The organism is Streptomyces sp. NPDC051569, assembly GCF_044454085.1.
In the GTDB taxonomy this organism is placed as follows: Bacteria; Actinomycetota; Actinomycetes; order Streptomycetales; family Streptomycetaceae; genus Streptomyces.
In genome coordinates, this window is record NZ_JBITDJ010000030.1 from 1 (window position 1) to 16373 (window position 16373).

The following is a 16373-nucleotide window of genomic DNA, read 5'->3' on the forward strand; positions in this document are numbered from 1 at the left end:
GCTGGACACCTCCGGGATGGACGCCGGTTACTGGTTCCGCAACCTGCGGCAGCGGGTGCTGTTCGCCGACGCCGTCCGCGACCTGCTGGCCGCCGAGCACCGCGCGTTCATCGAGATCAGCTCCCACCCGGTGCTGACCATGTCCGTACAGGACATGATCGACGAGGCAGGCGTGCCGGGCGTCGCGTCCGGCACCCTGCGCCGTGACACCGGGGGACTGGGGCGGTTCCTGCTGTCGGCCGCCGAGGTCTTCGTCCGGGGGGTCGAGGTCGACTGGACCGGTCTCTTCACCGACACCGGTGCCCGCCGGGTGGACCTGCCCACCTACGCCTTCCAGCACGAACACCTCTGGGCCATCGCGCCGGAGATCGTGCGAGCGCTCGCCGCCGACCCGGCCGACGAGGAGTTCTGGGCGGCGGTGGAGCAGGAGGACCTCGCCGCGCTCTCCGCCACACTCCGTACCGACGAGAACTCCGTGGCGGCCCTGCTGCCGGCGCTCTCCTCCTGGCGCCGGTCCCGCAAGGAACGCTCCACCGTGGACTCCTGGCGCTACCGCGTCTCCTGGTCGCCGGCCGGCAACGTCCCGCAGAAGTCGCCGACCGGTCAGTGGCTGGTCGTCTCCCCCGATGGCGTCGACGACAGCGACGTCGTCGACGCGCTCACCGCCTCGGGCGCCGAGGCGGGCCGTCTCGTACTCGACGGGACATGCGTCGACCGGACGGTGCTCGCCGCACGCCTCACCGAAGCCGGCGGCGAGTACGCCGGAATCGTCTCCGTCCTGGCCGGTGCCGAGCAGCCGGGGGAACAGTACCCGGGCCTCTCCCTCGGGCTGGCGCTCTCCGTCTCGCTCGTCCAGGCGCTCGGCGACACGGAGACCGACGCACCGCTCTGGTTCCTCACCCGGGGCGCGGTCTCCACCGGCCGCTCCGACGAGATCACCTCCCCCGTCCAGGCCCAGGTCGCCGGGGTCGGCTGGACCACGGCCCTGGAGCACCCCGGCCGCTGGGGCGGTGTCATCGACCTGCCGGAGACGCTGGACCAGCGCGCCGGTCAGCGCCTGGTATCCGCACTGGCGGGCGCGCTCGGCGAGGAGGACCAGCTCGCCGTCCGCGCCTCGGGCCTCTTCACCCGCCGTGTCGTCCGCGCCGCCGCGAGCCCCCAGGGCCCCTCCCGCGAGTGGACCCCGCGCGGCACCACCCTCGTCACCGGCGGTTCCGGCACCCTCGCCCCGCACCTCGCCCGCTGGCTGGCGGGACAGGGCGCCGAGCACCTCGTCCTGACCAGCCGCCGGGGCATGGACGCGCCCGGCGCGGCCGAACTCGTCGCCGAACTCGCCGCGCTGGGTACCGAAGCGACCATCGCCGCGTGCGACGTCACCGACCGGGACGCCGTGGCCGCACTCCTCGCGGAGCTCACGGCCCAGGGACGGACCGTGGGCACCGTCGTGCACACCGCCGCGCTCATCGAGCTGTACTCGCTCGCCGAGACCAGCATGGAAGCCTTCTCCCGTGTCATGGACGCGAAGGTGACCGGCGCCCAGGTCCTCGACGAACTCCTCGACACCGACGAGACCGACCTCATCCTCTACTCGTCCACGGCCGGCATGTGGGGCACCGGCCAGCACGCCGCGTACGTCGCGGGCAACGCGTACCTCGCGGCCCTCGCCGCCCACCGCCGGTCCCGGGGCCTGCGCGCCCTGTCCCTGTCCTGGGGCATCTGGGCCGACGACATGAAGCTCGGTCGCGTCGACCCGGGGATGATCCGGCGCAGCGGCCTGGAGTTCATGGACCCGCAGCTCGCGCTGAGCGGCCTGAAGCGGGCGCTCGACGACGACGAGACCGCCATCGCCGTCGCCGATGTCGACTGGGACACGTACTACCCCGTCTTCACCTCCAGCCGCCCCACCACCCTCTTCGAGGAGGTGCCCGAGGTACGGCGGATCACCGAGGCCACCGAGCAGAACACCGGCACCGTCACCGAGGGCGCGTTCGCGGCGCGGCTGCGGTCCCTGTCGTCCGCCGAGCAGGAGCGGACGCTCCTCGACGTGGTCCGCAGCGAAGCGGTGGCCGTGCTGGGGCTCTCGTCCCCCGACGACCTGCCCGACCAGCGGGCCTTCCGCGACGTCGGCTTCGACTCGCTCACCGCCGTCGCCCTGCGCAACCGCCTGGCCTCCGTCACCGGCCTCACCCTGCCGACGACCATGGTCTTCGACTACCCGAACCCGGCCGCGCTCGCCGGATTCCTGGGGTCCGAGCTGGCCGGGGCCCGGACCGCCGCAGGCACCCCCGCCGTCACCGCGTCCGTCTCCTCGGCCGACGACGACCTCATCGCGATCGTCGGCATGAGCTGCCGCTACCCCGGCGGGGTCACCTCCGCCGAGGACCTGTGGAAGCTCGTCCTGGAGGGCGGCGACGCCATCTCCGGCTTCCCCGCCGACCGAGGCTGGGACGCCGACGGGCTCTACGACCCCGACCCCGACCGGTCGGGCAGGACGTACTCCGTCCAGGGCGGATTCCTGCGGGACGTCGCCGACTTCGACCCCGGCTTCTTCGGCATCTCACCGCGTGAGGCCGTGTCGATGGACCCGCAGCAGCGCCTCCTGCTGGAGACCGCCTGGGAGACCTTCGAGAACGCCGGGATCGACCCGGTGTCCCAGCGCGGCAGCCTCACCGGCACCTTCGTCGGCGCCAGTTACCAGGACTACGGCTCGATGCCCAACGCCTCCGAGGGCTCCGAAGGCCACATGATCACCGGCACGCTCTCCAGCGTGCTGTCCGGCCGGGTCTCCTACCTCTTCGGCTTCGAGGGACCGGCCGTCACCCTCGACACCGCCTGCTCCTCCTCGCTGGTCGCGATGCACCTGGCCTGCCAGTCGCTGCGCAACGGGGAGAGCTCCCTCGCCCTCGCCGGCGGCGTCAGCATCATGTCCACCCCGATGTCCTTCATCGGCTTCAGCCGGCAGCGCGCCCTCGCCGTCGACGGCCGCTGCAAGGCGTACGCGGAGGCCGCCGACGGCATGACCCTCGCCGAGGGCGTCGGCCTGGTCCTGCTGGAGCGCCTCTCCGACGCCCGCCGCAACGGGCACCAGGTCCTCGCCGTCGTCCGTGGCTCCGCCGTCAACCAGGACGGCGCGTCCAACGGCCTCACCGCCCCCAACGGCCCCTCCCAGCAGCGCGTCATCCGCCAGGCCCTCGCCAACGCCGGTCTGGCCTCCGCCGACGTCGACGTCATCGAGGGCCACGGCACCGGCACCGCGCTGGGTGACCCCATCGAGGCGCAGGCCCTGCTCACCACGTACGGACAGGACCGCGAGCGCCCGCTGCTGCTCGGCTCGGTCAAGTCCAACATCGGCCACACCCAGATGGCCTCCGGCGCCGCCAGCGTCATCAAGATGGTCATGGCGCTGCAGAGCGGCATCGTGCCCAAGACGCTGCACATCGACACGCCGTCCTCGCACGTCAACTGGGACTCCGGCGCCATCGACCTGCTCACCGAGCAGACCGACTGGCCGCAGACCGGCCGGCCGCGCCGTGGCGCCATCTCCTCCTTCGGCATCAGCGGCACCAATGTGCACACCATCCTCGAAGCGGCGCCCCCGGTGGAGCCCGCCGAGGACCGGGCCCCCGCCCCGTCCGCCCGGCCGGCCCCGCTGCCCGTGCTGGTCTCCGGCCGCGGCGAGGCCGCGCTGCGCGCCCAGGCGGGCCGGCTGCTCTCCCTGGTGGAGGAGCACCCGGACACCGACCTCACCGACCTCGCCTTCTCCCTGGCGACCTCCCGGGCGAGCCTGGAGCGCCGCGCCGCCGTCGTGGTGGAGGAGCCCGACGACCTGCTGCGCGGCCTGCTCGCCCTGCGCGACGGACTGCCCGGACCCGGGGTGGTCCAGGGCAGCGCCGGCCGGGGCAGGACCGCGTTCCTGTTCAGCGGGCAGGGCAGCCAGCGGCCCGGCATGGGCCGTGAGCTGTACGGGCGGTTCCCCGCGTTCGCCGACGCCCTCGACGCCGTCCTGGCGCGGATCGACGGCGAGCTGGACCGGCCGCTGCGCGAGCTGATGTTCAGCGAGGCGGGCTCGGCCGAGGCCGAACTGCTGAACCGGACCGGGTACGCGCAGCCCGCCCTCTTCGCCATCGAGGTCGCGCTGTTCCGCCTCGCCGAGTCCTGGGGCATCACCCCCGACTACCTGGCCGGGCACTCCATCGGCGAACTCGCCGCCGCGCATGTCGCGGGCGTGCTCTCCCTGGAGGACGCGTGCGCCCTGGTGGCCGCGCGCGGCCGGCTGATGCAGGCGCTGCCCGAGGGCGGCGCGATGATCGCCCTGCAGGCGGCCGAGGACGAGGTGATCCCGCGCCTCGCGGGCCTGGAGGACCAGGTCTCCGTCGCCGCCGTCAACGGCCCGGCCTCGGTGGTCGTCGCGGGCGCCGAGGACGCCGTCCTCGACATCGCCGCGTCCTTCGGCGCCGAGGGGCGCAAGACCAAGCGGCTGCGCGTCTCGCACGCCTTCCACTCACCGCTCATGGACGCCATGCTCGACGACTTCGCCCGGGTCGCGAGCGGCATCACCTACCACCCGCCGGTGATCCCCTTCGTCTCCAACGTGACGGGTGAACTCGCCACCGACGAGCAGGTGTGCACCCCGGAGTACTGGGTCCAGCACGTCCGCCGCGCGGTCCGCTTCGCCGACGGCGTCAGCTGGCTCGCCGAGCGCGGCGGAGTCCGCACCTTCCTCGAACTCGGCCCCGACGGGGTGCTCTGCGGCATGGCCCGCGAGACCCTCACCGACGCCTCGCGCGCCGCGCTCCTTCCCCTGCTGCGCGGCGACCGCCCCGAGGAGCGGGCCGTCGTCACCGCCCTGGCCGGCGCGCACGCGCAGGGCGTCGACGTGGACTGGCCCGCGTTCTTCGCCCCGGCCGGCGGGCGCCGGGTCGCGCTGCCGACGTACGCCTTCCAGCGCGAGCGGTACTGGCCCGAGGCCCCCGCACAGGCGGCGGGACCGGAAGCGGCCACGAACTCCCTGGACGCCGAGTTCTGGTCGGCGGTGGAGCGGGACGACGTGACGTCGCTCGCCGCCTCCCTCGGCCTGGACGACGACACGGTCACCGCGATGGTCCCCGCGCTCTCCGCGTGGCGCCGCCGCCGCGGTGAGCAGTCCGCCGCCGACGCCTGGCGCTACCGCGTCACCTGGAAGCCGCAGACCGGCTCCACCGCGCCCACCACGCTGTCCGGCCGCTGGCTCGTGCTGGTCCCGGAGCGTACGGAGGACGCCGAGTGGTCCGACGCCGTGATCGGCGCCCTCGGCACCGCGACCGTACGGGTCGAGGTGGCCGGGACCGACCGGGCGGCGCTCGCCGCACGACTGACCGAACTCACCGAAGCGACCGAAGCGACCGAACCGGCCACGGAAGGCACCGGGTTCGAGGGCGTCCTCTCCCTCCTCGCCCTCGCCGAGGGGGACGGCGTCACCCACCCCGACGTGCCCGCCGCCCTCACCCTGACCACCACCGCCGCCCAGGCACTCGGCGACGCCGGGATCGGCGCCCCCCTGTGGAGCGTCACCCGTGGCGCCGTGTCCGTCGGGCGCTCCGAGCACGTCGTCAGCCTCGACCAGGCCGCCGTCTGGGGCCTCGGCCGGGCCATCGCGCTCGAACAGCCCGGCCGCTGGGGCGGCTGCGTCGATCTGCCCGAGCAGCTCGACACCCAGGCCGCCCGCCGGCTGCGGGGCGTCCTGGCCGGGACCGGCGAGGACGAGGTGGCCGTACGCGCCTCCGGCGTGTTCCTGCGCCGCCTCGCCCACACCCCCACCGGCCAGGCCCCGGCCCGGTACGCCTTCGACCCGGCCGGCACCACCCTGATCACCGGCGGTACCGGCGGCCTCGGCGGGCACGTCGCCCGCTGGCTGGCCGGCGCCGGCGCCGACCACCTGCTGCTCACCAGCAGGCGCGGCGAGGACGCCCCCGGCGCCGCCGCACTCCGCGCCGAACTGGAAGGACTCGGCGCCCGCGTCACCATCGCGGCCTGCGACGTCGCGGACCACGACGCGGTGGCCGCCCTCATCGGAGGCATCCCCGAAGACGTGCCGCTGAACGCCGTCATCCACACCGCCGGTGTCGTCGACGACCACGTCCTGGGCGCGCTGACCCCGGAGAGCTTCACCACCGTCCTGCGCTCCAAGGTCGCCTCCGCCCGTCACCTGCACCAGCTGACCGCCGATCTCGACCTGTCCGCCTTCGTGCTCTTCTCCTCCACGGCCGGCGTCATCGGCGCCGCCGGACAGGGCAACTACGCCGCCGCCAACGCCTACCTGGACGCCCTCGCCGAATACCGGCGGGCGCACGGCCTCACCGCGCTCTCGGTCGCCTGGGGCCCCTGGGCCGGATCCGGCATGGTCGCCGGAGCCGCGGAGATCGAGAGCCGGGTACGGCGCGGTGGCTTCGAACCCCTCGCCCCCGAACCGGCCGTCCGCGCCCTGCGCCAGGCCATCGAGCACGACGACACCACCCTCGCGGTCGCCGACATCGACTGGAGCCGCTTCCTCCACGCGTTCGCCGCGACGCGGCCCCTGCCGCTCGTCAGCGACCTGCCCGAGGTACGGCAGGCGGCCGCCGCCCCGGCCGCCGTCTCCGCCGGCGAACCGGAACTGCGCCGACGGCTCGCGGACCTCCCCGAGGCCGAGCGCGGCGCGTACGTCCTGGACCTGCTGCGCGCTCAGGTGGCCGCCGTACTGGGCCACTCCGACGCCCGCGCCATCGAGGACGACCGGGCCTTCCGCGACCTGGGCTTCGACTCGCTCACCACGCTCGAACTGCGCAACGGGCTCGCCGCCGTCACCGGGCTGAGCCTGCCCGTGTCCCTGGTCTACGACCTGCCGACGCCGCGCGAGATGGCGGAGTTCCTCCTCACCGAGCTGGTCGGTTCGATGCCCGAGGCGGCCGCCTCGGCGGCCGTCCCGGCAGCCGCCGGCCGGCCGGTCGACGACGACCCGATCGCCGTCGTCGGCATCAGCTGCCGCTTCCCCGGCGGGGTGACCTCGCCCGAGGAGCTGTGGCGGCTGCTCGCGGACGGCGGGGACGGCATCACCTCCTTCCCGGCCGACCGCGGCTGGGACATCGAGGCCCTCGGAGCGGGCGCCTCGGCCACCCTCGAAGGCGGATTCCTCACCGGCGTCGCCGACTTCGACGCCCGCTTCTTCGGCATCTCGCCGCGTGAGGCCCTCGCCATGGACCCGCAGCAGCGGCTCCTGCTGGAGGCCACCTGGGAGGCGCTGGAGCGGGCCGGGATCGACCCGTCCGCGCTGCGCGGCTCCAGCACCGGCGTCTTCGTCGGCACCAACGGCCAGGACTACCCGACCCTGCTCCGCAGGTCCGTCTCCGACGTCCAGGGCTACGTGGCCACCGGCAACACCGCCAGCGTGATGTCGGGACGCCTGTCCTACGCGCTCGGCCTGGAGGGCCCGGCGGTCACCATCGACACCGCCTGCTCGTCGTCGCTGGTCGCGATGGACTGGGCCGGCAAGGCACTGAGCGCGGGGGAGTGCTCACTGGTGATCGCGGGCGGCGTCTCCGTGATGTCCAGCCCGGACTCCTTCGTCGAATTCTCCACCCAGGGCGGACTGGCCCCCGACGGCCGGTGCAAGGCGTTCTCCGACAGCGCCGACGGCACCGCCTGGTCCGAGGGCGTCGGCATCCTGGTGCTGGAACGCCTCTCCGACGCCGTACGCAACGGGCACGAGGTCCACGGGATCATCCGGGGCACCGCCGTCAACCAGGACGGCGCGTCCAACGGCCTCACCGCCCCCAACGGCCCCTCCCAGCAGCGTGTCATCCGCCAGGCGCTCGCCGACGCGGGCCTGTCCGCCGCCGACATCGACGCCGTCGAGGCGCACGGCACCGGCACCACCCTGGGCGACCCGATCGAGGCCCAGGCGCTGCTCACCACGTACGGACAGAACCGCGAACGCCCGCTGCTGCTCGGCACGGTCAAGTCCAACATCGGGCACACCCAGGCCGCCGCCGGTGTCGCGGGCGTCATCAAGATGCTGATGGCGATGCGGTACGGCACCCTGCCGAAGACCCTCCACGTGGGCACCCCGTCGGCGCACGTCGACTGGTCCGCCGGGGCGGTGTCGCTGCTCACCGACGAGCAGGCCTGGCCCGAGACCGGCCGGCCGCGCCGCGCCGGGGTCTCGGCCTTCGGCGTCAGCGGCACCAACGCGCACGTCATCGTGGAACAGGCGCCCGCCCCCGAGCCGCGCCCCGCGCTGCCCTCGGACCCGCAGGGCGCGGAGGCACCGGCCGTCGTGCCGGCCGTCGTCCCGTGGATCGTCTCCGGCCGCACCCGCGAGGCGCTCCAGGCCCAGGTCGAGCGGCTCACCGCCTTCACCGACCGCCACCCCGGGCTGTCCCCCCTGGACATCGGCCACTCGCTCGCCTCGGACCGTACGGTCTTCCCGCACCGCGCGGTGCTGCTGGCCGGCGCCGACGGTGTCCGGGAAGCCGCGCGCGGCGTCGCGAGCCGCGCACCCGGCGCGACCGCCTTCCTCTTCTCCGGCCAGGGCAGCCAGCGGGCCGCGATGGGCCGGGAGCTGTACGGACGGTTCCCCGTCTTCGCCGAGGCGCTGGACGCGGTCCTCGCCCACCTGGACACGGAGCTGGAATTCCCGCTGCGCGCGGTGCTGTTCGCCGACGCGGGCACCTTCGAGGCGGAGCTGCTGGACGAGACGGGCTGGACCCAGCCGGCGCTGTTCGCCGTCGAGGTCGCGCTGTTCCGGCTGCTGGAGTCGTGGGGCATCACCCCCGACTTCGTCGCGGGCCACTCGATCGGTGAGATCGCCGCCGCCCACGTGGTGGGCGTGTTCCCGCTGGAGGACGCCTGCCGGCTGGTCGCGGCCCGCGCCTCGCTCATGCAGGCCCTGCCGCAGGGCGGCGCGATGGTCGCCGTCCAGGCCACCGAGGACGAAGTCACCCCGCTGCTCGACGCGCACGTCTCGCTCGCCGCCGTCAACGGGCCCGACGCGCTGGTCGTCGCCGGCGCCGAGGACGCCGTCCTGCGGCTCGCCGAGCGCTTCTCCGCCGACGGCCGCAGGACCAGGAGGCTGCGCGTGTCGCACGCCTTCCACTCACCGCTGATGGACCCGATGCTCGACGGCTTCGCACGCGTCGCCGCGGGTCTGGACCTCCAGGAACCGCGTATCCCGGTGGTGTCGAACCTGACCGGCGCCGTCGCCACCGCCGAGGAGCTGCGCTCGCCCGACTACTGGGTGCGGCACGTCCGCGAAGCCGTACGGTTCGCCGACGGGATCCGCACGCTGCGGGACGCCGGGGTGGCCACCTTCGTCGAACTCGGACCCGACGGAGTCCTCTCCGCGCTGGCCCAGCAGAGCCTCGACGGCACCGACCCCGCCCCGGCGGTGGTGCCCGTGCTCCGCAAGGACCAGGGCGAGGAGAGCGCCGTGGTCAGCGCGCTCGCCCGGCTGCACACACACGGCGCGGGACCCCGCTGGGCCGCGTTCTTCGCCGGCACCGGCGCGCACCGCGTCGAACTCCCCACGTACGCCTTCCAGCGTGAGCGGTACTGGCCCGAGCCCGCCGTCCTCACCGGGGCCGGTGCCCCTGACCCGGTGGACGCCGAGTTCTGGTCGGCGGTGGAGCGGGCCGACCTGGGGTCGCTGGCCGCCTCGCTGGACCTGGACGGCGACACCGTCACCGCGATGGTGCCCGCGCTCTCCGCGTGGCGCCGCCGCCGGGGCGAGCAGTCCGCCGGTGAGATGTGGACCTACCGCGAGAGCTGGACCTCGCTGACCGGCACGGCCACGGCCGCGCCCTCGGGCGACTGGCTGGTGCTCGTGCCGGCCGGCGCCGGGGACACCTGGACGACCGCCGCCGTCGAGGCGCTGGGCACCGGAGCCGTACGGGTCGAGACCGACCCGGCGGACCTCGCCGGCCTGCCCTCCCGGCTCGCCGGGGCACACCGCGACGGCACCACCTACGCCGGAGTCGTCTCGCTGCTCGCCACCGCGCGCCCGGCGACCGGAGCGCACCTGCCACCGGAGGCCGCCTGGCCCGACCCGCTGCTGCGGGCACTGGACGGGGCGGGCATCGACGCACCGCTGTGGTGCGTCACCCGGGGCGCCGTCTCCGTGAACGCCACCGAGCCGCTGGTGAACGCCGGCCAGGCCGCCGTCTGGGGCCAGGGCCGGGTCACCGCCCTGGAGCACCCGGACCGCTGGGGCGGGCTGATCGACCTGCCCGCCGCCCCGGCCGCCACCGATGCCCCCGATGCCACCGACGGCCCGGACGACACCCTGGCCGCCCCCGATGCCACCGACGGCCCGGACGACACCCTGGCCGCCCCGGTCGCGGCCGCCTTCGCCGGCGCCCTGGCGGGTCCGGCCGGTGAGGACCAGATCGCGGTCCGCTCCACCGGGGCCTTCGGGCGGCGACTGGTCCGTACGACCGCCGACCCGGCGGGCGCCTCGTGGCGGCCCACCGGCACGGTGCTCGTCGTCGGCGGTACGGGAACGACCGGCGGCCGGGCCGCCCGCTGGCTGGCCCGCGAGGGCGCCCAGCACCTGCTGCTGACCGCCCGTCACCAGCCGGACGCCACCGGGACGGCCGCGCTCGAAGCGGAACTGACCGCGCTCGGCGCCACCGTCACCACCGCCGTCTGCGACGTCTCCGACGCCACCACGCTGACCGCGCTGCTGGCCGCCGTCCCCGAGGACCGGCCGCTCACCGCGGTCGTCCACGCCGAGGAGGACACCGGCGACCTCGCCGCAGGACCTGCGGCGCTGGCCGGGGCGCTGGCCGGAGTGATCCAGCTCGACGCCGTCCTCGCCGACCGCCCCCTCGACGCGTTCGTCCTGTTCGGCTCGATCGCCGGTGTCTGGGGCGTGCGCGGCCAGCAGACCGAGGCCGCGCTCGGCGCCTACCTGGACGCCTTCGCCCGGCAGCGCCGCCACCGGGGCGCCACCGCCCTCTCCGTCGCCTGGGGCGCCTGGGCCGACCTCGTCGACCGCTCAATGGCCGCGCATCTGCGGATGAACGGACTGCCCGTCATGGACGCCGACGCGGCACTCACCGCGCTCGGCCGCGCCGTCACCGGCGGCGAGGCCGCCGTCACCGTGGCCGACGTCGACTGGGAGACCTTCGCACCCGCCTTCACCGCGCCCCGCCCCAGCACCCTGCTGGCGGGCCTGCCCGAGGCCCGCGCCGCCCTCGCCGCCGCCGACCGCGAGCGGCACGATGAGCGGTCCGCCGCCGGTACGTACCGTCAGCGCCTGCTGGACCTGCCCGAGGCGGAGCGCGCCGGTGAACTGCTGGCCCTCGTCACCGACAAGGTCGCCACCGTCCTCGGACACGCCGACGCCGGCGCCGTCGAGTCCGACCTGCCGTTCCGCGATCTCGGCTTCGACTCGCTGACCGCCGTCGACCTGCGCAACCAGCTGATGACCGCGACCGCGCTCAGCCTGCCCGCCACCCTGGTCTTCGACCACCCGACCCCGGCCGAACTCGCCGGGCACCTGCGGACCCTGCTGCTCGGCGAACGGCCGGACACCGGGGCCCCGGTGGTGGCCGCCGACCGGAGCGGCTCCCAGGCCGACGACCCCGTCGTGATCGTCGGCATGAGCTGCCGCTACCCGGGCGGTATCGGTTCGCCCGAGGACCTGTGGCAGCTCGTCATGGACGGCACCGACGCCGTCGGAGAATTCCCCACCGACCGGGGCTGGGACCTCGACACCCTGCTCGGCGCGGACAGCGGCCCCGGCCGCAGCGTCACCGGCAACGGCGGATTCCTCTACGACGCCGCCGACTTCGACCCCGGCCTGTTCGGCATCTCGCCCCGCGAGGCCATCGTGATGGACCCGCAGCAGCGCCTCGTCCTCGAAGCCGCCTGGGAGGCGCTGGAGCGGGCCGGAATCGACGCCGCCACCCTGCGCGGCAGCGCCACCGCCGGTGTCTTCGTCGGCGGCGGCAGCGGCGACTACCGGCCGCCGGAGGAGGCGGGCCAGTGGTCGACCGCCCAGTCCGCGAGCCTCCTGTCCGGCCGGCTGGCGTACTCGTTCGGCCTCCAGGGACCCACGGTCTCCGTGGACACCGCGTGCTCCTCGTCGCTGGTCGCCCTGCACCTGGCCGCCCAGGCGATCCGCTCGGGCGAATGCTCGATCGCCCTGGCCGGCGGGGTGACCGTCATGGCCACCCCGGCGGGCTTCGTCGAGTTCAGCGCCCAGGGCGCCCTCTCGACCGACGGCCGCTGCAAGGCGTTCTCCGAGGAGGCGGACGGCACCGGCTGGTCCGAGGGCGTCGGCATGCTCGTCGTCGAACGGCTCTCCACGGCACGGCGCGACGGACACCACGTCCTCGCCGTCCTGCGCGGCTCCGCCATCAACCAGGACGGCGCCTCCAACGGCCTGACCGCGCCGAGCGGCCCCGCCCAGCAGCGCGTCATCCGGCAGGCACTCGCCAACTCCGGCCTGACGTACGCCGACGTGGACGCGGTCGAGGCACACGGCACCGGCACCAAGCTCGGCGACCCGATCGAGGCCCAGGCGCTCCTCGCCACCTACGGCCAGGACCGCGACCCGCAGCGCCCGGTCCTGCTCGGCTCGCTGAAGTCCAACATCGGCCACACCCAGGCCGCCTCCGGCGTCGGCGGCGTCATCAAGATGGTGATGGCGATGCGCCACGGCACCCTGCCGAAGTCCCTCTACACCGACAATCCGACCTCACACGTCGACTGGACGGCGGGCGCCGCCCGGCTGCTCACCGACGCCGTCGCCTGGCCGGACACCGGCCGTGCGCGCCGCGCCGCGGTCTCCTCCTTCGGAGCCAGCGGTACGAACGCCCACCTCGTCCTGGAGCAGGCGCCGCAGGATCCGGCCCCCGTCGCACCGGCCGGGCCCGGGACGCCCGCCGAGGCCCCCGAGGCACTGCCCGTCCTGCTGTCGGGACGGACCGGGAACGCCCTGCGCGACCAGGCCCGCCGGCTGCTCGCCCACACCCGGCTCCACCCGGACACCTCCCTGACCGACCTGGCGTTCTCCCTCGCGACGACCCGCACGGTCTTCGAACACCGGGCCGCCCTGACCGTCACCGGACGCGACGACCTGCTCGACGGGCTCACGGCACTGGCCGAGGGAAGCACCGCCTCGCACGTCGTCGAGCACCAGCTGGAGCGGACCGGGAAGCTGGCCTTCCTCTTCTCCGGCCAGGGCTCGCAGCGACTCGGCATGGGCCGTGAGCTGTACGAGCGGTTCCCGGCGTTCGCCTCGGCCCTGGACGCCGTACTGACCGAGCTGGACGCCCGACTGGACCACCCGCTGCGGGAGGTCATCTGGGGCGACGACGCGGACCCGCTGAACGAGACCGGCCGCACCCAGCCCGCGCTGTTCGCCATCGAGGTGGCGCTCTTCCGCCTGGTCGAGTCGTGGGGCGTCACCCCGGACTTCCTCGCCGGACACTCCATCGGTGAGATCGCGGCGGCCCACGTGGCCGGAGTGTTCTCCCTGGCGGACGCGTCCCGCCTGGTGGCGGCGCGCGCCGGACTCATGCAGGCCCTGCCGCGCGGCGGCGCCATGGTCGCGGTGCAGGCCACCGAGGACGAGGTCAGCCCGCTGCTCACCGACCGCGTGTCGGTCGCGGCGGTCAACGGCCCGACGTCGATCGTGCTCTCCGGTGACGAGGACGTGGTCCTGGAGGTCGCGGCCCAGCTGGAGGAGCAGGGCCGCAAGACCAGTCTGCTGCGCGTCTCGCACGCCTTCCACTCACCCCTGATGGACCCGATGCTCGACGGCTTCCGGCGGGTCGCGGAGAGCCTGGACTTCCAGGCACCCCGTATCCCGGTGGTGTCCAACCTGACCGGTGAACTCGCGAAGACCGGGGAACTGGCCTCCGCCGACTACTGGGTACGCCACGTCCGTGAAGCCGTCCGCTTCGCCGACGGGGTACGGACCCTCGCCGACCGGGGCGTCACCACCTTCCTGGAGCTCGGCCCCGACGGCGTACTCTCCGCCCTCGCCCAGGAATCCGCACCGGGCGCCGTGGCCGTACCGGTCCTGCGCAAGGGCCGTGCCGAGGAAGCCACCCTGGTGACCGCGTTCGCCCGGCTGCACGTCCACGGGGCAGGACCCGACTGGTCCGCGTTCTTCGCCGGTACCGGCGCCGACTGGCTGGATCTGCCGACGTACGCCTTCCAGCACGGCCGGTTCTGGCCGGACGCCATGCCCGGCCTGACCACCACCGCCGACGCGGGGGAGCGGGACCCGGCGACCGACCGCGCGTTCTGGGACGCCGTGGAGCAGGAGGACTTCGCCTCCCTGGAGTCCGTCCTGGACGTCGAGGGCGACGCCCTGTCCAAGGTGCTTCCCGCGCTCATGGACTGGCGCAGGCAGCGGGGCGACGAAGCGGTCGTCGAGGGCTGGCGGCACCGGATCGTGTGGAAGCCGCTCGCCGGCGCCTCCGTCACCCACCGCAAGCCGCTGACCGGCACCTGGCTCGCCGTCCTCCCCGAGGAGCACACCGACGACGCCTGGGCCGCCGCCGCACTCGACGCGCTCGGCACCGACGTCGTACGGGTCACGGCCGACGCACCCGACCGCGACACCCTCGCCGCGGCGCTCCGCGCCCGCGCCGAGGACGGCAGGCCCTTCGCCGGAGTCGTCTCGCTCCTGGCGCTGCGGGACACCACCACGGGCAGCGTGCCCGAGGGGGTCGCCCTCACCACCGTGCTGCTGCAGGCACTCGGCGACGCCGGGATCGGCGCCCCGCTGTGGTGCGTCACCCGGGGCGCGGTCTCCGTGAACCGTACGGATGAGCCCCGCAACCCGCTGCAGGCCGCCGTCTGGGGCCTCGGCCGGGTCGCCGCACTGGAGTACCCGGACCGCTGGGGCGGTCTGATCGACCTCCCCGGCACGCTGGACGAGCGCACCGCCGCGGGCTTCGCCGGCGTACTCGCCGGACTGGACGGGGAGGACCAGGTCGCCGTACGGGCCTCCGCGCTCCTCGCCCGCCGCCTGGTCCAGGCACCCGGCACCCGGCCGGCCCGCGCCTGGGACCCGGCCGGCACGGTACTGATCACCGGTGGCACCGGCGCCCTCGGCGGGCATGTCGCCCGCCGGCTCGCCCGGGACGGTGTCCAGCACCTGCTGCTGCTCAGCCGCCGGGGTCCCGGGGCCCCGGGCGCCGAGGCCCTGCGGGCCGAACTCGACGCGCTCGGCACCCGCGTCACCGTCACCGCGTGCGACGTCGCCGACCGGGCACAACTGGCGTCCGCCATCGGCGGCATCCCCGCCGAGCATCCGCTCACCGGCGTCGTGCACACGGCCGGTGTCCTCGACGACGGTGTCCTCGACCGGCTCACCCCCGAGCGGTTCCAGGACGTCTTCCGCTCGAAGGTGACCTCGGCCCTCCTGCTCGACGAGCTCACCCGGGGCCTGGACCTGTCGGTCTTCGCCCTCTTCTCCTCCGCCTCGGCGGCCGTGGGCAACCTCGGCCAGGCCAACTACGCGGCGGCGAACGCCGTCCTGGACGCGGTCGCCGAACGCCGCCGGGCCCTCGGGCTCCCCGCCACCTCGATCGCCTGGGGCGCCTGGGGCGGCGGCGGAATGGCCGAAGGCGAGGCGGCCGACGAGGCCGCCCGGCGCGCCGGTATCGGCGCCATGGACCCGGAGCTGGCCTGCGAGGCCCTGCTGCGGCTGGTCATGGAGTCCGGACCCACCGCCCTGGTCGCCGAGGTGGCCCTGGACCGCTTCGCGGGCGCCTTCGGCGCGGGCCGGCCGAGCGCCCTCCTGCGGGAGTTCCCCGGATACCGCGAGATGGCGGTGGCGGCGGCCGCCACCCCCGAGACCGGCACGGCCGACGGCGGTCTGCGGGACAAGCTGACGGGCCTGCCGGCCCACCGGCGGCTCGATGTGGTCGTGGACCTGGTCCGTACCCGGGCCGCGCAGGTCCTCGGCTACCCCGACACCGAGGCGGTCGGCGCCGAACGCTCCTTCCGGGACCTCGGGGTGGACTCGCTGGGAGCCGTGGAGCTGCGCAACCAGCTCGGTGCGGCCACCGGCCTGAGCCTCTCCGCGACGCTCGTCTTCGACCACCCCACCCCCACCGCCCTCGCCGAGTACGTGCTGACGAAGCTCGTCCCCGACGACGGCACCGGGACCGACGGCGAGGAAGCGGAGATCCGGGCCCTGCTCGCCTCCGTACCGCTCGCCCAACTCCGCGACATCGGTGTACTGGAGCCGCTGCTCCAGCTGGCAGGACGGGGCGCGAGCGCCCCGGCGCAGGACGACGAATCCGACGAGTCCATCGACTCGATGGCAGTGGCAGACCTGGTGCGGGCCGCGCTCAACGGCCAGTCCGACCTGTAGCGCGAATTGATGGAGCAGC

General features: G+C 74.8%; 1 protein-coding gene and 1 pseudogene. Both read left to right on the forward strand.

What is annotated here, in order from left to right; translation table 11 throughout:
* Nucleotides 1-16: 16 nt before the first annotated feature.
* A pseudogene (locus tag ACIBAE_RS27875) lies at nucleotides 17-1714 on the forward strand (SDR family NAD(P)-dependent oxidoreductase); the annotation flags it as partial.
* A 69-nt stretch (nucleotides 1715-1783) separates the two neighbouring features.
* On the forward strand, nucleotides 1784-16354 hold the full coding sequence (locus ACIBAE_RS27880; protein ID WP_399290619.1) for a type I polyketide synthase: 14571 nt from the start codon (nucleotides 1784-1786) through the stop codon (nucleotides 16352-16354).
* Nucleotides 16355-16373 lie beyond the last annotated feature (19 nt).